This window comes from Sulfurimonas sediminis (genome assembly GCF_014905115.1).
Lineage (GTDB): Bacteria > Campylobacterota > Campylobacteria > Campylobacterales > Sulfurimonadaceae > Sulfurimonas > Sulfurimonas sediminis.
Genome location: NZ_CP041235.1, coordinates 1,427,285 through 1,447,405, shown reverse-complemented (window position 1 = coordinate 1,447,405; position 20,121 = coordinate 1,427,285). Strand labels below are relative to the sequence as shown.

Below are 20,121 nucleotides of genomic sequence, written 5' to 3'. Positions count from 1 at the left end.
CGGCACTGAAGTACCGATTCCGGGGAGTGTACAGTTTTTTCGGAACCCATCCTTTAGGGTGGGCTGGGAGTGGCAGGAAAGCAAACCTATTCTCATATTAGCTTTCATTACGTAATTTTCTGGTTTCTATAAAATAACTGTGTCCGAGATAGATGACATAAAATACCGATGCGAAAAAGATGACAAAAGGGATGAGTGAGAGCAGATAGAGTCCGAGTGTTTTGAGCCGCAGGGTATTTGCATGAAAAAACTTGATTTTCATTGCTTCTTCTTTGGTACAGATGGCCGAAGAGACATCATAAGTCAGCATTTTATGAAAAAAGTAATAGAGTGGAAAGTTAAAGGCCACAATATTGATAACGGGGATGAAATACAGAGGAATAAAAACAAAAAAGAGCAGTATCATGATAAATATCCACTTGAGTGTTAAAAATATCCCTTCGATTGCATTTGAATAGCCTATCATTTGCACATCCTGGTAGTGCCTTTGCTGCAGTTCTTTTAAAATTGCATGAGTTAAAAAGCCAATGATAAGCAAAGCGACAAATATGGAAGCATAGAGCGTCATCAATCCGCCTATGGTATAGATGAGAAAAGTGGCTATCCACGAAGTCAGTGCGCTGCTCATCAAAAACTTCATGATACCTGTGCCTGCGAGTGTGGCTTGAAAACTCTCCGTATGAGGTATGCCGTTTTCTATCGTAGTCTGTGTAGTTTGCACTTCCATAGTCGTAAGTTGGTCAACACCCAAGCCTGCAACAATAAAAAAAAGAATGTAGAGTATAAGCATACTGACTATAAAAGGCATCAGGGAGTATATCAGCATCTTTTTTGTAAATAAATCTTTGAGACTCAGGCTGAGAATACCGATTTCGTTATTCATTTTATAAATTTTCCTCAATCACTGTAAATGCTTTTTGCATATCCTCTTTGCTCATTTTTCCTGCTTTGTAAAAGAGCACTTTGCCGTTTTTGTCAAATATGATAATGTCAGAACTGTCATCGGCCAGATTCCACTCTTTGACAAGAACTTTGTTTTTGTCTTTTACATAAATCGTATCAGGGAACTCTTTTTGTTTGCTTTTTAAAAGAGATTCTATAATGAAATTCGGTTTCCATGTTGCGGCAAGATTGACAATGGCAATGCTGCCATACGCTCCTCTCTTTCTGTACTCTTTTTTCTTGAGTGCCTCAGAGAAGGCTTCATTGGCATCTTTTTCATCCGGATCGACATAAAACATAACATAGACTTTCTCTTTTATGCTGTTGGAATTCCAGGCGGAACCGTCTTTGGCGTAGCCGCCGTTTTCTTTTTCAAGAGTTGCTTCTTTGGGCTTTTCTCCTACTGTAATTGCAAATAAATTCAGTGCAGTCATCAGTGCTAAAAATCCTAGTGTTCGTTTCATCTTTTACTCTCTTTGTGTGGGATTTGTTTTTTAATTATATCCTGTGCTGCCAAATATCCGCTTGCCCAGGCAAAAGCAAAGTTATAGCCTCCGCGTCTCCCGACGACATCGAGACATTCCCCGATAAAGTAGAGATTTTTTTGTTTCTTTGATTCAAATGTTTTTTCATTGATTTCAAGAGTGTTTATGCCGCCACCGCTGACTTCTGCATGACGAAATCCATGAGTATCGGTCACTTCAAACCGCCAGTTGAGCATAAGGTTTGCTATTTTTTTTGAAAGTTTTGTGTCCAAAATTTTACTCTCAGGCTTTACATGTAAGGCTTCTAATACGCCGTTTGCTATTTTGAATGGAATTAAGCCGACAAGTATATCCAAGAGTGTAAATGCAGGCATGTTTTTCTTTACATGTAAGAGATGTGTCGAGAGTTTTTGTGTGTTAAATTCAGGGAGCAGATTTATGGAAATGTCTACCGCTGCATATTCTAAAAGTGCTTCAGACGCACGCTGGGAAATATCTAAAATGGCAAAACCGGAAACACCGTAGTTTGTAAAAAGCACATCGCCGTTACATGTAAGCTCTTTTTGGTGATTGACAAGCAAAGTGACTTCGGCATTGAGTTTTGCCCCGCTCATTTTATGGGCTGTTTTTGAATTTAAGTGCAGTTGTACCAAAGAGGGATAGGCTTGAATTACAGTGTGCCCAAATGCCTTTGCAAACTCCTCGGCATCGGCATTGCCTCCCAGATGAGAAGCAGCACGCGAACCGCTTGCCACAACAACACTGTCATAACTGTCTGTCAGTTTTTTTATATCTGTGATTTTATGCTCTGTATGAAAAGTTACACCGAGACTCTGCGCATATTCTACAAAAATCTTTGCAACACTTTTTGCTTCATTGCTTAGAGGATAGGCTCTACCGTCATCCGTTACATGTAAGAGCAGCCCAATGGAGTTTGTGAATTTTTCAAACGCCTTAAAACCGAAATTTTTTAAAGCATATTCTACAAAGGTGGGATTTTGTGAAAAAAAATCGTTTACATGTAAATGCTTGTTTGTAATATTGCAACGTCCGTTTCCTGAGACGAGAATTTTTTTTGCCGGTTTTGTGTTTTGTTCAAACAGTGTTACATGTAAACCTGCTTTGGCACAAAAGATGGCACATAGAAGCCCGCTTGCACCGCCTCCGATGATTGCAACTGATTTTGCCATTATAGATGTACTACCTTTGCTCCAAATCCACCCATATGCTGGGGTGCATCTTCAAATTTTTTCACTCGTGGGTGGCGTTTTAAAAACTCTTTGACAGCATAGGAAAGTTTTCCTGTGCCTATGCCGTGATAGACAATGACTTCATCCCAGCCGTTGATAAGGGCATCACTGAGAAATTTGTCTAAGACTTCACAGGCTTCTTCGGCTCTTAAACCGTGCAGGTCACATTTGAGTCCTGCTTTTTTCTCTACATGTAAGCTCAGGTTTGTCGTCGGTTTTGGCTGAATGATTTGGGTGCGTTTGAGATGTTTTGTTTTGACGCGAACTCGCATACCGTCCACTTCTATGGTAGCTTCATTTTTGCCTTTCATAGAAACTATAGTTCCTTTTTGGGAGTGGTATTTTACTTTGTCCCCGACTTTAAACTCTATATCTCTTTTGTCCTCTTTTTGTGTCTGTTTTGGCAGTTTTTTGTTTGCTTTGTTCATCGCACGGTGAATCTCTTTGACATCGCCTGCACGTGCCGCATTTTTGGCTTCGTTTATGGCAATATCATAAGAGTGTTTGAGTGCTGCTTTTTCTTTTTCAAGTTCACGCAAAAGCTGCTCTTTTTGCTCTTTGAGAGCATGCTCTTTTTTATAAATTTCATCTAGTTTTTCATCAACTTTTTTATGCTTTTGTTTAAGTTCTCGTTCAAGCTGTGAACCGCGTTCAATCAAGAGTGAAAGTTTTTCAGAGTTATCTCCATAGACTTTTTTCGCTTCATTGACAATGCTATTGGAAATACCATATCTGCTGGCTGTTTCAAATGCATAACTTTTGCCTATGATACCTTGCATAAATTCATAAGTTGGTTTTCGCTGCTCTTCATCATAAATTGCCGCCATAAGTTCCACATCATCACGGTCTGCCATCAATGCCGCAAGTCGTTTGTGGTGGGTTGTTACAACGACTTTTTGCCCACGCTTGATTAAATCATCAAGAATGACCTTAAAAAGTGCTGCTGCTTCATCAGAATCAGTTCCAAGTTCTATTTCATCTACTCCGATAAGTGCTGATTTATAATCAAATATACGGGAAAACTGCTGCATTCTGCCTGCAAAAGTTGAAATGTCATTTTTTACATTTTGCGGGTCATCTATAATGGCCTGTATCGCTTTAAAGCTTCCTATGTGTGACTTTGTTTCATTAAGTTTCATAGGAATAATATATTTTGCCATAAAAGCAGCCGCTAAAATGGACTTTAAGAGCATGGTTTTCCCACCGGCATTGACTCCAGTAATCATCAAAATATTTTTAGAAAAATCAACATTGATAGGCTTTGCATTATGCAAAGCCGGATGAACAAAACTGTTGAGTACTATTTTTGTATCTTTTTTACTTTTAATGAGTTGTAGGTTTTTGCTTTTTGCAAAGAGTACCCTTGCTTGATAGTTATCAAATTTTGTAAACTCTTTGTCTATAAAGTTAATAAAAGGTTGAAGTTCATAGAGTTTTTTTGAAAACTCTTTTGCATATTCGTAAAATATAGCTTTACGCTCTTGTTCTATAAACCGAATCTGCTCTTTTGATTTAAGGACGCTGTCTGGTGCAACATAAAAAAATCCACCTGTACTTCTACCAAGTATGGCACCTTTTAGGACATGGTTAAATCCACCGCGCACAAGCAGACACTCTTCATTGTTTATGAAGTGAATCTGGGTATCGACAAGGTAGCCTGCAAGTTTGGAACTTGACATCATTCTCTTGAGGGCACCTGAAATGTTGTTTTTATACTCTGCTATTCTTTGGGAGAGCTGAAAAAGGTTTTCATCGAGATTTTCTTCAAATTTTCCCTCATGCGTAAAATACTTTTCTATCTCCAAAAATTGCTCTGGGATGATGAATTTGTCCATCCACTCCCCGATAAGACCCTCAAGTTCACGGTTTTTAAAGTAGCGAAAATAGCGCACAATTTTGACAATCTCAAAAATCTGTTCAAAATTTAAAACTCCGTGTTTTTTGAGGTGCCCTTTGATTTCAAAAAAATCACTCACTTTAGGTGGGGCTTTAAACTCCAGCTTGTCAAGCTCTTTGATATAGCGAAAATGCAGTTCCTGATCACCTTCTATATACAAAGAGTGTTCACGGGAAAAAAAACTTTTAAACTGTTCTATATGCTCAACTAAGTCAAGCTGCTGGATGAGGGTATCGACTCGGGAACTTTTAGCAGTTTTATTCACAACTGTCTGCACTTATCATCTCTGCATAGTGGGGTGTGTTCTTTTTGCCTATGAAGGTGTAGGTTCCTGTACTGAGGGAGTATATGTCTGCATTGACATCGACACCGTTACATATAATGGTTTTGCCCTGTTTGTATTTTACAATTGCATTGAGCATTTTGTCTCTTTGTGCCTGATTGTATTTGTTGTAGGCAACGGCACCGAGTATGATAAAGAGCAATACAGCTCCGATAAGAAGTTTTTGAGAGTTGCTCAGTTCTGTAAAATAGTGCAGTGCCGCAAATAAAAGAGCTACTATTATTAGGCCGTAAATATATGCCATTAGGCGATTCCTCTGATCTGATAGGTAATATCACCGGCACCAAAGCCTATAATGAGACCTTTGTCGAGTGTTTCCAGGTCTTTATTGTCTTTTATCACTTTTATAGTATTGTTACTGCGGGATATTTTGTCCGCCATCGTCAGGTTGTAGTGTTTGAAATTTTCTTGAAAATCAATATCTCGCGGTGCTTCTCCTGCTGCCCATACGGGGAGGATGATAAGCTCGGCTGCTCCGTCAAAGCATTTGATGAATTCTTCGAGGTTGTCAATGGTTCTTGAGTATTTGTGTGGCTGCCAGATGGCTGTAATCTTGTCAAACCCTTTGAGCATAGCATACTCTTTGACTGATTCAAAAGTGGCTTTTATCTCTGTCGGATGGTGTCCGTAATCGTCTATAATGACACTGTCATGCTCAAACCCGACAATATCAAAACGTTTTTTAATGCCTTTGAAATGTAAGATGTTTTTGCGAATATCTTCTATGGACATAGATTTATGTGCTGCAAGTATGGCAAGGGAGGCATCAATGGCGATATGCTTGCCAAATCCCCAGACATCAAAACTGCCAAAATCACGAAAAGTAAAACGGGTATGGGGCTGATTGTTTATGAGAACAAATTCTATGTTTTGAATATCTTTGCTGGGATAAAGCCACTCGGCTTCAATTTCATTGATGAGTGTTGCCAAAAACGGGTCTTCGGCATTTAAAACTTTGAGTGGTGCAAGGTTTATGAAGGTTTTGTAAGAGTCGTAAAATCTTTCATAATTATAGTCATAATACTCCATATGCTCAGGTTCTGCATTGATGACGATGGCACAATGCGGGTTTGAATTTATAAAGCTTCCGTCACTTTCATCAGCTTCAAAAATCATGACATCATTTGTTGCATCATAACGGACATTTGAGCCAAACTCTTTGGATTCCGCACCGATGATTGCAGAACCGCTCATAATAGCGGCAAGAATAGCTGTTGTGGTACTTTTTCCGTGTGCTCCCGCAACAGAATATACCTTTTTGTCCTGCAGAATTTTTGGCAATGCTTCACGGCGGGCAAGCACTTCTATGCCTTTTTCCTTTGCTGCAATAATTTCAGGATTGTCAGGACGGATAATCGCAGAGTGTACAACCAGGTCATGGTTTGTAATGGCATCCCTGGAGTGGGGTATGGTTACATGTAAACCGAGGTCGCGCAGTTTTTTGGTAATGACAGTCTCTTTGATATCTGAGCCGCTTACTTCATGACCCTTGAAATGCATGTATTGTGCAAGTCCTGAGATGCCTATACCACCGATTCCGATAAAATGAATTTTCATGCTTTTTTGCCTTTGTATTTCAAGTTGTCAAGCAACTTCTGTGCCTCAGATTGAAACTCACTGATGTAAAAAGTACCTGCTCTTTGTGTTGCTTCAATGTCTGCAATTTTGTCTAAAAAATCGTCAAAAGAAATTTTTTCCTGAGCCGCCATCCAGTGCAGTTTTAAAGCAGCAGAAAATTTCTCATCATTACTCAGCCCGCTCAGTACCTCAAAAAGTGCAGCCGCATCCTGTGTCTTTCCTGCTGAGTAGTGTTCTATTGCATACTCATACAAGGCACGGAGCGTCGCAAAATCCTGCACTTCATTCATATCCATCTTTGTGTGTTCTTCTAGTGTTTGTGTGAGACGTTCAAATGCCAGATCAAGAATATTTGCATAAAAACCTTGAAGTGCATCTTCATCAAATGTATCATGTGCCTGTTGTTCCAGCACATATAATGAGGCTATATCACCCTCTTGTTGGGCTTTTAAAACTTTTTCTTTTAACTCTTTATCTTTGCTCATGTAAACATTCCTTGATTTTTAGTAGTGCATCTTTTGTTTTTTTCGGACTCTCAACCAGAGCGATACGAATAAAACCTTTACCGGGATTTTCACCTTCTGCATCTTCTCTTGCGAGAAACTCACCCGGGAGTACTTTGACATTATAGTTTTTGTAAAGCTTTTGTGTAAATGCAAGTGCATCACCGACTTTTATCCATAAGTAAAATGTCGCATCAGGAATTTGTGTTCCCAATATTTTCTGTGCAATTTCAAAATTTTCTTTATAAACAGCTCTTGATTTTGCTACATGTTCTTCATCATTCCATGCTTCGGCTGCTGCGTGTTGCAGTGGCAGAGGTATGGCGCAGCCTATATAGGTTCTGTACTTCATATATTCTCCCAGGATTGTCGCATCGCCGGCGATAAAGCCTGAACGCAGACCCGGTGCGCAAGAGCGTTTTGAAATGGAATTAATGACTAAAACATTTTTAAAACTGTCATTGTTTACATGTAAAGAAGCTTCAAGCAGAGAAGGAATCGGCTTGTCTGTATATATCTCGCTGTAGCATTCATCATTTAGGAGGACAAAATCATATTTGAGTGCCAGTTTTACCCACTCTCCCAGTTCTTCAAGTCCAAGTGTAGCAGTTGTAGGATTGTTTGGAAAGTTCAGTATAACCAAATCGCAACTGCCCAATTCACTCTCATTTATGTCAGGTTTGAAGTTGTTTTTTTCATCCAAATTCAGATGGATGACTTTTGAACGTGTTGCCGTTGCCGCCCCTTCGTATATCTGATAAAAAGGATTTGTGTAGGCTATAACAGACTTTTCAATATCAAAAAGCAAAAACTGCGGGAAGTTAAACAGTACTTCTCTTGTTCCGAATGTAGGAATAATCTCCTCATCTTTCAAACTGACACCGAAGCGTCTGCTTATAAAATTTCTTTGTGCTTCACGCAAAACAGTCTCGCCGGTTGTTTTTGGATACTTTTTGAGTAGAGAAGCATTGTCACAGAGCGCTTTTTGTATAAAATCAGGGGTTTCAAACTGGGGTTCGCCTATTGTCAGGACAGCCGGAGTGTGGTTTTTGTCGGGTTGTATATTTTCAAGTAAATTTGTTAGTTTTTCAAATGGATAGGGTTCAAAATTCATATTTGTCATCGCTTTATTAAATTAAAGTTATTATACTGTACAATAACTAATAAACAATTAAGGAAGAAGAAAATGAAGATAGTATTATCAGTTGTACTGGCAGTGTTGATTGTCGGGTGCAGCAATGAAAAAGGCTCACAAAAAAGTGCACAGGAAGTTCAGGCACCGCAAAGTGTGAAAGAGACAGTATCAAGTGTGAAAGAGACAACACCGAGTAAACCTGTAGCGGTAGAAGTAAATACTACAGCAGCAGATATAACTAAAAAGACGGAAACAACGGTTGCAAAGGCAAAAAAAACAACGGTTGCCCAAGTAAAAGAGGCCGTGAAAGTTGACGGTGCAAAACTTTTTACTGCTTGTTCAAGCTGTCACGGTGCGAATGCTGAGAAAAAAGCTTTGGGTAAATCTCAAATTATCAAAGGATGGAGTGAAACAAAAATTATAACAGCACTCAAAGGATATAAAGACGGGACATACGGCGGAGCTATGAAAGCTGTGATGAAAGGACAGGCTGCAAAACTTTCCGATGCTGACATAAAAGCTTTGGCAGAGTATATTTCTCAATTATAATGTGCAATATTACACTGATATTCAAGTAAAATTGCTACAATTATATAAAGGGCACCTCTAATGCCATTAAGTTAAGAAAATTAATGCTTTCTCGGAACCGGTACTTTAGTGCCGGCTGTTGCAATAGTCTTGCCACTCTCAGCCGGCACTAAAGTACCGGTTCCAAATAAATGCTTAACTTAATGGCAATGAAGGGCACCTCTAAAAATAGAAACGGGAAATATGAATGACAATAATAGTAAATGGAAACAGTAAAGTCTTTCAAGACGGAGTAACGCTTTTGGAAATTCTAAAAGAGCTTGCTTTGGTTGATAAAGTGATGGCTGCGGCAGTAAATATGGAAATAGTCAAGCAGGATGAATGGGACAGAAAAGTTTTAAAAGATAATGATAAACTAGAACTGCTTGATTTTGTCGGAGGAGGATGAGTCTAAAGACTCTATGCTGACAACACTGATTGCATAGTCTCCATCGTGTGTAATGGATAAAGCAGCATCAATAATCTTAAATTTTTCAATGATCTTTTTTGAAAGTGCAAAAAGCGGAGCGCCTTTTTCTGATTTGTAAATCTTTATATCAAAAAAGGAACACTCTGCGCCTATACCTGTTCCCAGTGCTTTGGAAAATGCCTCTTTTGCAGCCCAGAATCCGGCTGCTGTTTTATAGGACTTTATAAGTCTGATCTCATCTTCTAACAGAAATCTGCGAAGCCCTTTGTCGCCAAAACGCTCCATGAGATGCTGCATACGCGATGCTTTTATGATGTCTATACCAATCATTAATTATTGAATGACAAATTCAGTAAAATAGATACCTTGTATTTTTCCGTCAGTAATCATAGAGTTCAGAGTATCCATAATTTGTTGTGAAACTTTTTGTTTGCCTTTTTTGGAAGAGATTTCTTCTAAAGTTTTAGAACTGAGTATTCGAATAATTCTGTCTCGAAGTACCGGTGCTTTTGAGTCAAGTTCATGACTGAGTTCGGGAGAATCAAGTTCTAAAGACATTGTTGCTTTGAGATATCTTCTTCCGGAATCACTTTTTAAATTCACTGTAAAAGTGTCTAGCGGATACAAGACACCGATATCACTCAGTTTTCTGTTGTTGTCAAATGAAGCGCTGGATACACTCTTTCTGCTTGTGCGTGTATCTGCCACTCTTTCCTGTGCCTGAGGAGCGTTGTTGACTGCTGCTTCTTCATCTGAACCCATTAACAAAAAGGCAACTACGGCACCTATGATTATGATAAGAATCAAAACAACGATGATAATAATCATCAGCATATTGCTGGATTTTTTTTCTACGGGTGCGGATTCTTCGGTTTCTTTTTCTTCAGCCATATTTCTTCCTTGAAATTACAGTTTTATTTTTGTTAGTATATCAGAAAAATAATTATTTTTATTTTCAGTTAATAACTTTAACATCAAGAGACTTGATTATTTCTTCAAAAATCGGTCCGGCTTCACGATTACAGTCATCATGAAACTCAATCACCAAAACTTCTTTTCCGTTAGCGACTTTTGTTGTATATGTGTCAGGCTTGAAAGCATACTTATTGATTATTGATTCTATTTTTGCACATACATCATCTTTTTCTTTCGCACATTCGTAAGCCAGTGACAATCTTGAAAATCGTTCTTCGCTTCTAAACTCTGCATCTATCATTTTTTGCCTTTTAAAAATATAGCGTTATTATACAACGAAATTATGCAAATATAACTTTAAAATGTATAATTTAATACCACTCCAAAAGTTTTGTTACTTCATCGACTATAAATGTTTTGATACTTGTCTTTTCAAGCGGTTTTTTAGAGACAAGTGCCTTGGTGATATTTTGCATTCTTGCCTCTTTGAGCCTTGCATCAAGGGCGTATACTTCTCGTACATCACCAACGAGAGAGACTTCGCCGATAAAAATTGTCTCTTTGGAGATAGCACGGTCACGAAAACTGCTGATAATTGCGGCAAGTATGGCTAAATCTGCCGCTGTTTCGGTGATTTTTATCCCGCCTGTTATATTTATGAAAACATCATACCCTGAAAGAGGAATCTCCAGTTTTCGCTCAAGCAAAGCCAAAAGCATGTTAAGACGGTTGTTGTCAAATCCGGTTGCCTGTCTCTTGGCATTTGGTGTGTGTGACTCTGAAACAAGTGCCTGTACTTCTAAAATAATTGGACGCGAACCTTCCATAATGACAGTAAGTGCAGAACCGCTTTGAGAAGAGTTACGGTTAAAAAAGCGCGAAGCAATGTCTGTGGCACTCACAAGTCCTTCGGCTTTCATCTCGAAAACGCCTATTTCGCTTGTTGCCCCAAAACGGTTTTTAAAACCTCGTAAAATTCTCAGCTCCTGAGAAGAATCCCCTTCAAAATACAAAACGGTGTCAACCATATGTTCCAAAACACGGGGACCGGCAATAGAGCCTTCTTTTGTAATATGCCCGATAATGAAAATGGCTATATCTTTTTCTTTGGCAATACGCATCAATTCAAAGGTTATTTGGCGCACCTGTGTAACACTTCCCGGAGCAGAGCTAATGTTTTCAGAATAAATAGTCTGAATAGAATCAATAATCAAAAAATCATACTTTCTGTGTTCAAGCTCAACCAAAATCTGTTCAAGTCGTATCTCACTTAAAAGGTAGAGTGAATCATGGTTGGATTTGAGACGGTTTGCACGCAGTTTTATCTGTCCGGCTGATTCTTCACCTGTAACATAAAGGACGTCTTTGCCTGTTGATGCAATGTTTGAACCTACTTTAAGTAGCAGGGTTGATTTGCCAACACCCGGACTTCCTCCAATGAGCGTAAGCGAACCGGGAACAATACCGCCGCCTAAAACATTGTCAAGTTCATCATCGAGTGAAGAAAATCTATAAACTTCTTCTTCCACAATGTCATTTATACTGACAGCCTTAGCCGATGATGATGTCGTTGATTTTGTCTGTTTGACAACTTCTTGCTGATGCTCGTTTAATTCAACAAAACTGTCCCAGGCACCGCAGTTGGTACATTTTCCCATCCATTTAGGTGTTGTGAGTCCACAGTGTTGACATTCAAAGAGTACTTTTTTCTTAGCCATAATTTTTTCTTTTTGTTTATTTTTTAAAATATGTTATAACTTGAGTCAGTTGGGACAGATGAGGAACGCGAACTTCGTCCCAGATAATTGTCAACTGACACTGACATCATATAAAATATCTGCTTCAATTGTATAAAATATGGCATTTTGCCAGATTTTTCATCATATCAGTGTAATTTTAAGAAGTGAAGTTTTTACAAAGAGATTGAATGACCAGCTCATATTCATTTTTTGTAAGTGTTGCAATCTTTTTGCCAATTCTTTGTTTGGAGAGGCTTCTCACTTGATTAATAAGTATATCTGAATCCTGTTGTAATTTATCGCGCTGAGTTATGCGAATTCTATATGGCGACATATCTTCAATAAGATCAGTTGAGAGGGGCATGAGTATAAACAGTATAAGAATGCTGTTTTCATCCTCTCCCGAGATAATAACAGCAGGCTTGATTTTCCCTACTTCATGTCCTTTTTTAGGATTAAGGTTTACAACAACAATATCCCCTCTTTTATAATTGCTATTAGAGTCCATCATCAACGCCCAGTTCTGCAAATTCCAAATCTTGATGTTGTGATAAACGTTTTAGTTTTTTCAGTTTCTCTTCTCTGTCTATTTTATCGATAAGTGGTCTGATATAACTCTCATATTTATCGGATATAAAATAACCTAAAGTAGTATGTGCCCGTTTATCTACAATCTTCCCAATATCTATACTTTTAATAAGTGAAGGCTTTGATTAAATCTCTGTAATTCCATAGCTTAACATTTTATATCCTTATGTTTTAATCTATATGTATTATATCATATAGGTTGGTTGTTAATTGAAATATTATTTTATAAGTGGATTTTCAATAACAGGGGTGTAATTTTTAATTTGAAAGTTATTTTTGCAAAATGCCTTTGTTCTAATAAACTTCTTTCCTATGCCCAATACGGACAACAATTATAATTAATTCTGCATCTTTAACTTGAAATACAACTCTGTATTGATGCACACGAAGTCGGAATTTTCCTCTATATTCACCTTTTAGAGGTTTTATATTGTTTTTTAAAATGTCTGGGTTTGTTATAAGTAATAATAATTTTTCTTTTATGATTTTTTGGACGGAAGTATCTAGCTTTTTAAACTCTTTTTTTGCACTTGTTAAAAAGTGAAGTTCATACATGTACTATAAGCCTAATTCTTTAAAAACTTTATCAGCAGGTATAATTTTTTCTTGATCATTTTCTAAATTTTTAAGTCTTTGATCCGATAGTTTTTCGTCAAGAGTATCAAAATACATACTTAGTGCTTTTTCCACAATATGAGACTTCTTTTCATTAAGTTCTTGTGATATACTGTTTAACTCGTCAATAATAAAATCAGATACTGTAAAAGTACTTCTTATCTTATGCATAGGGAACCTCTTGTAATATAATTGTATGAATAATTATACATACAATTTATAAATTTAGACTTAAGTAGTTTATTCCTGTGCTTGAAAATCCATTTTTCATAATACATCTCTTTGAAGTATTTGAATGAGGGTAATTACTCTTCTTCTACAAAAATGGCATCAAGCAGACCGTCTACAAATTCGTATTTATCGAACGGTGTGAGATTTTCCGGTTGTTCTCCTGTGCCTACGTAAAGTATAGGAAGTTCCAGGGCATAGGCGATGGAGAAGATACTGCCGCCTTTTGCTGTGCCGTCTAGTTTTGTGATGATGATACCGTCTATTCCTATCATTTCATTGAAGGCTTTTGCCTGAGAAATTGCAGAGTTTCCTTGTGTGCCGTCTATAATGAGTACGGTTCTGTGCGGAGCGCCTTTGTGGGCTTTGTCGCAGATACGCTTTACTTTTTTGAGTTCATTTGCCAGGTTTGTCTGGGTGTGCAGACGTCCTGCGGTGTCTATGATGACATTGTCAAAACCTTTTGCCTTTGCCGAATCTATGGCATCATAGGCAACGGCGGAGCTGTCATGTCCCTGTTTTGAAGAAACTACAGGAATGTCAAGTCTGTTTGCCCAGAGTGTCAGCTGTTCGATAGCTGCGGCGCGAAAGGTGTCTCCTGCACCGAGTAAAACTTTTTTGCCTTCTTGCTTGTATTTGTATGCCAGTTTTGCAATAGTGGTTGTTTTACCGGCACCGTTGACACCGACTATAAGTTCTACAAAAGGCGGAGTGAATTTCGGTTCTTTGTATGAGGTGTATGCCAGTGTCGCCAGGAGTTTGGAGCGAAGAATTTCGCGTGTGATTTTGTCTTGGTATATTTCATTGAGAATGATTTCGACCAAAGCATATTCTACATCAGCTTCAAGTAAAATATCTTCAAGTTCGTCTTTTGTAAAAGTGATTTTTTTCTTTGGAGCGACTGTTTTTATAGCGGCGACAGTCTTGCTGAGAGATTTTTTTATAAAACCAAACATTTTATATTCCTAACGCTTTTTTGATGTCACTTTCGATAAACTCTTCTTCCGTCGCACCCTGATAATAATTGATGATTTTACCGTCTTTATATAAAACCATAAGCGGAATGCCAAAGTCTCTGCCCAGTTTTAACTCTTTTGCTATTTCACTGATGATACGTGAATTTTCACTTGACTTGACAAGAGTATAGTTTGCATTGTATTGTTTTTTGAATGTTTCAAGCTTTTCATTTGCAATACCATCCTCAACACTGACGCCAATAACAATCAGTCTGTTTTTATATTTTTTTTGGAGTGAGGCAAGGTGGGAAGCTTCCGCCTGACAAGGTGGACACCAGGTCGCAAATATATCATAAATGACTATTTTGCCTTTTGCCCCCTCAAGTTGCAGTCCATTGTCTGCTTTTTTGACAACAAGCTGTTTATTGTCGAGTGATGTTAAAACGATTTCATTTGTTGCAAGGAGTGAATTTGCTTCTTGTTGGGTGTTTTCTTTCTCTTTTGAACAGGCTCCAAAAAGTAAACTGATTGTGAGTAAAGTAGTTAAAAGTGGAGTATTTCTCATATATTTTTTGCCTTTGTTTATTTGTTTGTGTAAAATATAGTTTGACACTTAAAATTATAGCGATAAAGATTTAATATGACTCTTACAAAAAACAGTTTCAGGCGAATATGTCTACAAAAGATTAAAAAAGCATCACAACACAATAAGTTTTATAAAGATTTTTTAATAAATAATGTACTCTTAAAAGAGTTGGAACATTTTAAAACCGGCAAAAGACTGAAAATATTGTTTTTTTATCCGCTGCCGTATGAGGCAGACATCCTTAAAGTGCTTAAAAAAATGAGAAAAAAACATGATATTTTTGTGCCGTTTATGCAAGGCGAAAGTTTTAAAATGGTACCATTTAGATTGCCGCTAAAGAAAAAAAAATTTGATATTTTTGAAGCGGGAAATACAATAAAAAAAAATAATAAAATTGATATAGCTATAGTTCCAGCAGTGGGAGTTGACGGTAATTTACAGAGAATTGGTTTTGGAAAAGGGATGTATGATCGTTTCTTTGCAAAATTAAAAGAAAAACCATATACTATTTTTGTACAACCGGTATTTTGCCACACAGAGAGTTTGATATGTGATGCATATGATGTGGCATGTGATGTACTTATAACCCCGACAAGAACACTGCGTAAACGGAGCAGCTAAGATCTTTATAAAAAAGGTTTATTAGATGTTAAACGAAATACTACTTGGTGGTGCAATTGCAACAGTAAGTGGAGTAGTTGGTTTTTTAATTTCTAAAAAGATAACCGGTGCTAACTTTGATGTATATGTTGAACAGGCGGTTGCCAAAGCAAAGGCGATTGAAAATGAGGCACAGACACTTCTTGAGCGTGCAAAACTCAAAGCACGTGAAATAGAACATGAAGCACAAAAAGCCTTTGAGAGTGCCAAAGAGCGTGCACGTGCAGATTTTGCGCAAAGAGAAGATGAACTTTTACGCAAAGAACAAAGTCTGAAGCGTTTGATACAGGATGAAGAAAAAAACATTCAAAATGAGTTGAACAGAATAAAAGCACAAAAAGTTAATCTGGAAAGAAATGAAAAATCACTGGCTTCACTGAAAAAAAAGTATGAAGAGAAAATAGATGAAGCAGTCCATACCATAGAACACAGTGCCGGTATGACGCAGGAAGAGGCTAAAAAGATTCTTCTTGACAAAATTGAAGAAAAAGCGCGTGGCGAGATAGCACATATTGTAAGAAAATATGAAAATGAAGCCAGACAGGAAGGGGAGCGCAAAGCCAACTTTATTTTGGCACAGGCAACGAGTCGTTTTGCCGGAGACTTTGCTTCTGAGAGATTGACAAATCTGGTTCATTTGGAAAGTGATGAACTCAAAGGCCGTATTATCGGTAAAGAAGGGCGAAATATCAAGGCTTTGGAGACATTGCTCGGTGTCGATATCATCATAGATGATACACCAAACGCAATTCTTGTGAGCAGTTTTAATTTGTATCGTCGTGCTATTGCAACAAAAACACTGCAGTTGCTCATAGAAGACGGAAGAATTCAGCCTGCGCGAATAGAAGAGATATTTAAAAAAGTTTCTGAAGAGTTTGAATCCAAAATTTTAACAGAAGGTGAAGAACTCATAGCCGAAATGAATATCGGTGTTATGCATCCCGAACTTATGAAATTAATCGGAAGATTGCGTTACCGTGCGAGTTACGGACAGAATGCTTTAGCCCATACACTTGAGGTTGCCCATCTTGCGGGAATTATGGCTGCAGAAATGGGGGGAGACCCGATCTTGGCAAAACGGGCAGGACTTTTACATGATATAGGTAAGGCATTGACGCATGATATGGATGGAAATCATGTTGATTTGGGAGCCCAGATTTGTCGCAGATACAATGAAGATGAAGTTGTCATCAATGCAATCTATGCACATCACGGACAACAGGAAATCAACTCCATAGAGTGTGGTGCGGTTTGTGCGGCAGATGCACTCTCAGCAGCACGTCCGGGTGCGAGACGAGAAGTTTTGGAGAGCTTTTTAAAACGTGTTACCGAGATAGAAGATATCGCATCACGTCACAGCGGTGTCAAACAGGCATATGCGATTAATGCCGGACGAGAAGTCAGAGTCATTGTGAATGCTACATTGGTAAATGATGATGAGTCAATTCTGATGGCAAGAGAAATTGCAAAAGAGATAGAAGAGCGTGTGCAGTATCCGGGTGAAATTAAAGTAAATGTTATTCGGGAAAGCCGGGCTGTGGAATTTGCCAAGTAAAGTAGAATTTTCTACTTTACTTTTTAATCGTTACAACAACGGCTCCTCTTAAGTCGCCCATTTTGTAGTGCTGTGCTTTATCTTGTGGGTATCTTTTGGCAATGGCATCTTTTAACTTTTTGTTTGTTATATTACCATGACATTTCAGACAAACCTGCTTGTTGATTACTAAAGGTTTATAGTATTTGTAAGTATGCTCATCGACTTTTTGTACTAATTGTTTTGGTAGCTTTACATGTAAGCTTTGGAGTTTTTCAAGTGATACCAAAACTTCTTGTTCACTGCCTTGTGGCTGGTTGGCAGGGTTTCTGTATTTTGTACTGATTCTTTTGACTGTTACTCCTTTTGGAAGCTTTTTATTCACTTCCTCTGTAAGGGTATAGGCTTTTTGTGTACAGAAATCAAGGGCTTGCATAGGACCGCCTGTTTTCATATTTCTTTTCATATTGGAACCCAGGGTTTTTAGCAGCAGCATAGAACTTTTCTGTCCTGTTTTTACTATGTTCTGCAGTTGTTTGTTCTCTTGTTGAGAGGCCCCAAAAAGCAATGAAACACTCAGTGTAATATATGTAACGGATTTTAAAATATTCATGAAATCCTCCTCGATTAAGATTTTCTTGGGATGATTATAGCAAAACTTAGAATAATTTAATGCAACTTTGAGTATAATTGCGCCAATATTTAAAGACAAGGGAGCACACCTATGGGTGAACTGTTTACTTTTTTCGGACTTATCTCAGAAGATAAGACATTTATTTTTATGAGTCACATGTTGCTATCAGCCGGTATAGCTTTAATCTTAGCGAGAGTGGCTATGTCAAATTTACAACTTGTACCCAAAGGAACACAAAACCTGATGGAAGCATATGTGCAGGGTGTATGGTCTATGGGTACGGATGTAATGGGTAGATTGCATGCCCGTAAATATCTTGCACTGGTAGCAACTATTGGTTTGTTTGTTGGAATTGCAAATATTATTGGTATTATTCCTGGTTTTGAGGCACCAACTGCAATGTTGGAAATGCCTTTAGCACTTGCTTTGACTGTATTTGTGTACTATAATTATGTAGGTATCAAAGAGCATGGATTACTTTTATACCTAAAACACTTTTTAGGTCCTGTCTGGTGGCTGTACTGGTTAATGTTCCCGATTGAAATTGTTTCTCATATCTCCCGTATTATCTCTTTATCATTCCGTCTTTTTGGAAATGTTAAAGGAGACGATATGTTCTTGATGGTAATTTTGATGCTTGCTCCATGGGTTTTGCCGATGATTCCTTTTGCACTATTGACATTTATGGCATTTTTACAGGCGTTTATCTTTATGATGCTTACATATGTTTACCTTGGTGGTGCAGTAATTGTTGACGAATCTCACTAGATTTTTTTAATGCAAAAAGACATTTATGAAAAAATTATAAGCTTTTTGCTTGGAGCATCATGGGCAATAGTATTGTTCGGTGCTCTGTTTACTTTCAAGATATTTATCAATTTCGGAATCGTAATAGCGATTTTTACCACGATGGTCTATATCTTTATCGCACTCTTTCTTATTCTCGCAATAGATGCTTTTTTAGTCAATAAACAGCGACTTCAAGAAGCGAAAAAACAAACGAAACTGTTAGAAAAAATCTATACTCAAGTCACTTCATAACGTCCTTTAAAGCATACTTTGGTTAAAATAAGAACAATTAATTTATTTTCACAAGGAAATTTATGTTTGAAGTAGTTATCGGTCTTGAAGTCCACGTACAATTAAATACAAAAACGAAACTTTTTTGCTCGTGTCCTACGAGTTTTAACCATAAGCAAAATACAAATACCTGTCCGACCTGTCTGGCACTTCCCGGTGCACTTCCTGTGCTTAACAAAGAAGTTATACATAAATCCATAATGCTCGGTACGGCCCTTGATGCTACGATTAACAGAGTTTCTTATTTTGACAGAAAATCCTATTTTTATCCGGATTCTCCCTCTTCTTATCAAATTACACAACTCTATACACCTATAGTGGAGCATGGGAAACTGCAAATTGATTTTGAAGACGGTTCGAACAAAACGATTCGTGTCAATCGGGCACACATAGAGGCTGATGCCGGTAAAAACATCCATGACGGCAATATTTCAAAAGTTGATTTGAACCGTGCCGGAACGCCTTTGCTCGAAATTGTAAGCGAGCCGGATATGCGCAGTGCCGAAGATGCGATTCTTTACCTGAAAAAGCTCCACTCGATTATTCGTTATTTGGATATAGGGGATGCAAATATGCAAGAGGGCTCTTTTCGAGTGGATGTAAATGTCTCTATCCGTCCAAAGGGAGATGAAAAGTTGTATACCCGTGTCGAGATTAAAAACATCAACTCGTTTAAATTTATTCAGCGTGCCATAGAGCTTGAAGTGGCTCGTCAGGTTGATGCATGGGAAGATGGCACATATGAAGAGGAAATTTGTCAGGAGACACGTCTTTTTGATCCTGTAAAACAGGAAACACGCTCTATGAGAGGAAAAGAAGAAGCGGCTGATTACAGATATTTTCCGGAACCTGATCTGCTCAAATGTGTGGTCACAGATGAAATGATGCAAAAATATACACAAATTCCTGAACTGCCTGATGCAAAAAAAGAGCGTTTTGTGAATGAATACGGTATGAATAAATACAACGCAATGGTAATCACTTCTGCTGTGGAGACAGCAAACTTTTTTGAAACAATGCTGCAAGAAGAAGGAGTGAGTGCAAAAACGGCTACTACATGGCTGACTGTAGAGTTGCCTGCCCGTTTCAAAGGGGAGATAAATATCACGAACTCTCCGGTAGATGCAAAAAAGCTTGGGTTTTTGGTCAAAAGAATAGATGATAAAACCATCAGCGGCAAAGCGGCGAAAGAAGTTTTGGATTTTTTAATGGAGAATGAAACGACAGATGTTGACAGTGCAATTGACAAACTCGGACTCAAACAGGTTACAGATACCGGAGCAATCGAGGCGATGTGTGATGAAATTATCAATGCAAATGAGGATAAAGTTGCACAGTACAAAGGCGGAAAAGAGAAACTTTTCGGTTTCTTTGTCGGTCAGGTGATGAAAGCAAGCAAAGGAAGTGCAAATCCGCAGGTTGTCAATGAAATTCTTAAAGCTAAACTGGGCTAATT

Annotated in this window: 25 protein-coding genes; 7 read left to right on the top strand and 18 right to left on the bottom strand. The window is 38.0% G+C overall.

The genetic code is table 11. From position 1 onward, the window contains the following. Window positions 1-97: 97 nt before the first annotated feature. The 8 genes from FJR45_RS07825 to FJR45_RS07790 are packed head-to-tail and all read right to left on the bottom strand — an operon-like array spanning window position 98 to window position 8,112. On the bottom strand, window positions 98-883 hold the full coding sequence (locus FJR45_RS07825; RefSeq protein ID WP_193150042.1) for an EI24 domain-containing protein: 786 nt from the start codon (window positions 881-883) through the stop codon (window positions 98-100). A gap of 1 nt (window position 884) precedes the next feature. Further along, window positions 885-1,406 (bottom strand): YtfJ family protein, encoded by a 522-nt coding sequence (locus tag FJR45_RS07820; RefSeq protein ID WP_193150041.1) that lies wholly within the window; start codon window positions 1,404-1,406, stop codon window positions 885-887. Next, window positions 1,403-2,617: a BaiN/RdsA family NAD(P)/FAD-dependent oxidoreductase gene (locus FJR45_RS07815; protein WP_193150040.1), complete on the bottom strand. Its 1,215-nt coding sequence runs from the start codon at window positions 2,615-2,617 to the stop codon at window positions 1,403-1,405. The genes FJR45_RS07820 and FJR45_RS07815 overlap by 4 nt, the downstream gene beginning before the upstream one ends. Beyond that, window positions 2,617-4,851, bottom strand: coding sequence for an endonuclease MutS2 (locus FJR45_RS07810; RefSeq protein ID WP_226966407.1), 2,235 nt, complete (start codon window positions 4,849-4,851; stop codon window positions 2,617-2,619). Before FJR45_RS07810 ends, FJR45_RS07815 begins: the two co-directional genes overlap by 1 nt. Beyond that, complete coding sequence (locus FJR45_RS07805) at window positions 4,832-5,161, bottom strand: hypothetical protein (RefSeq protein WP_193150039.1); 330 nt, start codon at window positions 5,159-5,161, stop codon at window positions 4,832-4,834. The genes FJR45_RS07810 and FJR45_RS07805 overlap by 20 nt, the downstream gene beginning before the upstream one ends. Beyond that, entirely contained in the window at window positions 5,161-6,474 is a 1,314-nt protein-coding gene (murC, locus tag FJR45_RS07800; RefSeq protein WP_193150038.1) for a UDP-N-acetylmuramate--L-alanine ligase, read from the bottom strand. The genes FJR45_RS07805 and murC overlap by 1 nt, the downstream gene beginning before the upstream one ends. After that, window positions 6,471-6,980, bottom strand: a complete 510-nt coding sequence (locus tag FJR45_RS07795; protein ID WP_193150037.1) for a hypothetical protein — start codon at window positions 6,978-6,980, stop codon at window positions 6,471-6,473. The genes murC and FJR45_RS07795 overlap by 4 nt, the downstream gene beginning before the upstream one ends. Next, window positions 6,967-8,112 (bottom strand): succinyldiaminopimelate transaminase, encoded by a 1,146-nt coding sequence (locus tag FJR45_RS07790; RefSeq protein ID WP_193151922.1) that lies wholly within the window; start codon window positions 8,110-8,112, stop codon window positions 6,967-6,969. Before FJR45_RS07790 ends, FJR45_RS07795 begins: the two co-directional genes overlap by 14 nt. 72 nt (window positions 8,113-8,184) lie before the next feature. Here FJR45_RS07790 and FJR45_RS12625 point away from each other — a divergent pair, with 72 nt between their 5' ends. Together FJR45_RS12625 and thiS are read left to right on the top strand one after the other, a co-directional pair. After that, the gene (locus FJR45_RS12625) at window positions 8,185-8,682 is read left to right on the top strand and encodes a c-type cytochrome (RefSeq protein WP_193150036.1); all 498 of its coding nucleotides are present in this window, start codon (window positions 8,185-8,187) and stop codon (window positions 8,680-8,682) included. Between the two features lie 226 nt (window positions 8,683-8,908). After that, on the top strand, window positions 8,909-9,109 hold the full coding sequence (thiS, locus tag FJR45_RS07780; RefSeq protein ID WP_193150035.1) for a sulfur carrier protein ThiS: 201 nt from the start codon (window positions 8,909-8,911) through the stop codon (window positions 9,107-9,109). Here thiS and acpS read toward each other — a convergent pair. The 9 genes from acpS to FJR45_RS07735 all read right to left on the bottom strand — a co-directional run bounded on the left by acpS (window position 9,077) and on the right by FJR45_RS07735 (window position 14,736). Next, the gene (acpS, locus tag FJR45_RS07775; protein ID WP_193150034.1) at window positions 9,077-9,460 is read right to left on the bottom strand and encodes a holo-ACP synthase; all 384 of its coding nucleotides are present in this window, start codon (window positions 9,458-9,460) and stop codon (window positions 9,077-9,079) included. The genes thiS and acpS overlap by 33 nt on opposite strands. A 3-nt stretch (window positions 9,461-9,463) precedes the next feature. Then, the gene (gene fliL / locus FJR45_RS07770; RefSeq protein WP_193150033.1) at window positions 9,464-10,021 is read right to left on the bottom strand and encodes a flagellar basal body-associated protein FliL; all 558 of its coding nucleotides are present in this window, start codon (window positions 10,019-10,021) and stop codon (window positions 9,464-9,466) included. A gap of 64 nt (window positions 10,022-10,085) precedes the next feature. After that, on the bottom strand, window positions 10,086-10,346 hold the full coding sequence (locus FJR45_RS07765) for a hypothetical protein (protein WP_151900081.1): 261 nt from the start codon (window positions 10,344-10,346) through the stop codon (window positions 10,086-10,088). Window positions 10,347-10,416: 70 nt separating this feature from the next. Further along, on the bottom strand, window positions 10,417-11,763 hold the full coding sequence (gene radA, locus FJR45_RS07760) for a DNA repair protein RadA (protein WP_193150032.1): 1,347 nt from the start codon (window positions 11,761-11,763) through the stop codon (window positions 10,417-10,419). A 178-nt stretch (window positions 11,764-11,941) separates the two neighbouring features. Then, window positions 11,942-12,313, bottom strand: coding sequence for a type II toxin-antitoxin system PemK/MazF family toxin (locus FJR45_RS07755; protein ID WP_193150031.1), 372 nt, complete (start codon window positions 12,311-12,313; stop codon window positions 11,942-11,944). A gap of 353 nt (window positions 12,314-12,666) precedes the next feature. Continuing rightward, on the bottom strand, window positions 12,667-12,927 hold the full coding sequence (locus tag FJR45_RS07750; protein ID WP_193150030.1) for a type II toxin-antitoxin system RelE family toxin: 261 nt from the start codon (window positions 12,925-12,927) through the stop codon (window positions 12,667-12,669). A 3-nt stretch (window positions 12,928-12,930) separates the two neighbouring features. Continuing rightward, window positions 12,931-13,158 (bottom strand): hypothetical protein, encoded by a 228-nt coding sequence (locus FJR45_RS07745; RefSeq protein WP_193150029.1) that lies wholly within the window; start codon window positions 13,156-13,158, stop codon window positions 12,931-12,933. A 134-nt stretch (window positions 13,159-13,292) separates the two neighbouring features. Continuing rightward, window positions 13,293-14,171 carry a signal recognition particle-docking protein FtsY gene (ftsY, locus tag FJR45_RS07740; RefSeq protein WP_193150028.1) on the bottom strand — a complete coding sequence of 293 codons (879 nt, stop codon included), beginning with the start codon at window positions 14,169-14,171 and terminating at the stop codon, window positions 13,293-13,295. 1 nt (window position 14,172) lies between these two features. After that, window positions 14,173-14,736, bottom strand: a complete 564-nt coding sequence (locus FJR45_RS07735) for a TlpA family protein disulfide reductase (protein WP_193150027.1) — start codon at window positions 14,734-14,736, stop codon at window positions 14,173-14,175. Between the two features lie 75 nt (window positions 14,737-14,811). On the opposite strand from FJR45_RS07735, the gene FJR45_RS07730 reads away from it, so the two are divergent. Both FJR45_RS07730 and rny read left to right on the top strand, forming a co-directional pair. Beyond that, entirely contained in the window at window positions 14,812-15,378 is a 567-nt protein-coding gene (locus FJR45_RS07730) for a 5-formyltetrahydrofolate cyclo-ligase (RefSeq protein WP_193150026.1), read from the top strand. 25 nt (window positions 15,379-15,403) lie between these two features. After that, window positions 15,404-16,972: a ribonuclease Y gene (rny, locus tag FJR45_RS07725; RefSeq protein ID WP_193150025.1), complete on the top strand. Its 1,569-nt coding sequence runs from the start codon at window positions 15,404-15,406 to the stop codon at window positions 16,970-16,972. Window positions 16,973-16,988: 16 nt separating this feature from the next. Here rny and FJR45_RS07720 read toward each other — a convergent pair whose 3' ends face one another. Then, entirely contained in the window at window positions 16,989-17,564 is a 576-nt protein-coding gene (locus FJR45_RS07720; protein ID WP_193150024.1) for a Tll0287-like domain-containing protein, read from the bottom strand. A 111-nt stretch (window positions 17,565-17,675) separates the two neighbouring features. Here FJR45_RS07720 and FJR45_RS07715 point away from each other — a divergent pair, with 111 nt between their 5' ends. From FJR45_RS07715 to gatB, 3 genes are all read left to right on the top strand, one after another. After that, window positions 17,676-18,353, top strand: coding sequence for a F0F1 ATP synthase subunit A (locus FJR45_RS07715; RefSeq protein WP_193150023.1), 678 nt, complete (start codon window positions 17,676-17,678; stop codon window positions 18,351-18,353). Window positions 18,354-18,362: 9 nt separating this feature from the next. Continuing rightward, a complete protein-coding gene (locus FJR45_RS07710) occupies window positions 18,363-18,626 on the top strand; it encodes a hypothetical protein (RefSeq protein WP_193150022.1) in 264 nt (87 codons plus the stop codon). 62 nt (window positions 18,627-18,688) lie between these two features. Beyond that, window positions 18,689-20,119, top strand: a complete 1,431-nt coding sequence (gatB, locus tag FJR45_RS07705; RefSeq protein WP_193150021.1) for an Asp-tRNA(Asn)/Glu-tRNA(Gln) amidotransferase subunit GatB — start codon at window positions 18,689-18,691, stop codon at window positions 20,117-20,119. Window positions 20,120-20,121 lie beyond the last annotated feature (2 nt).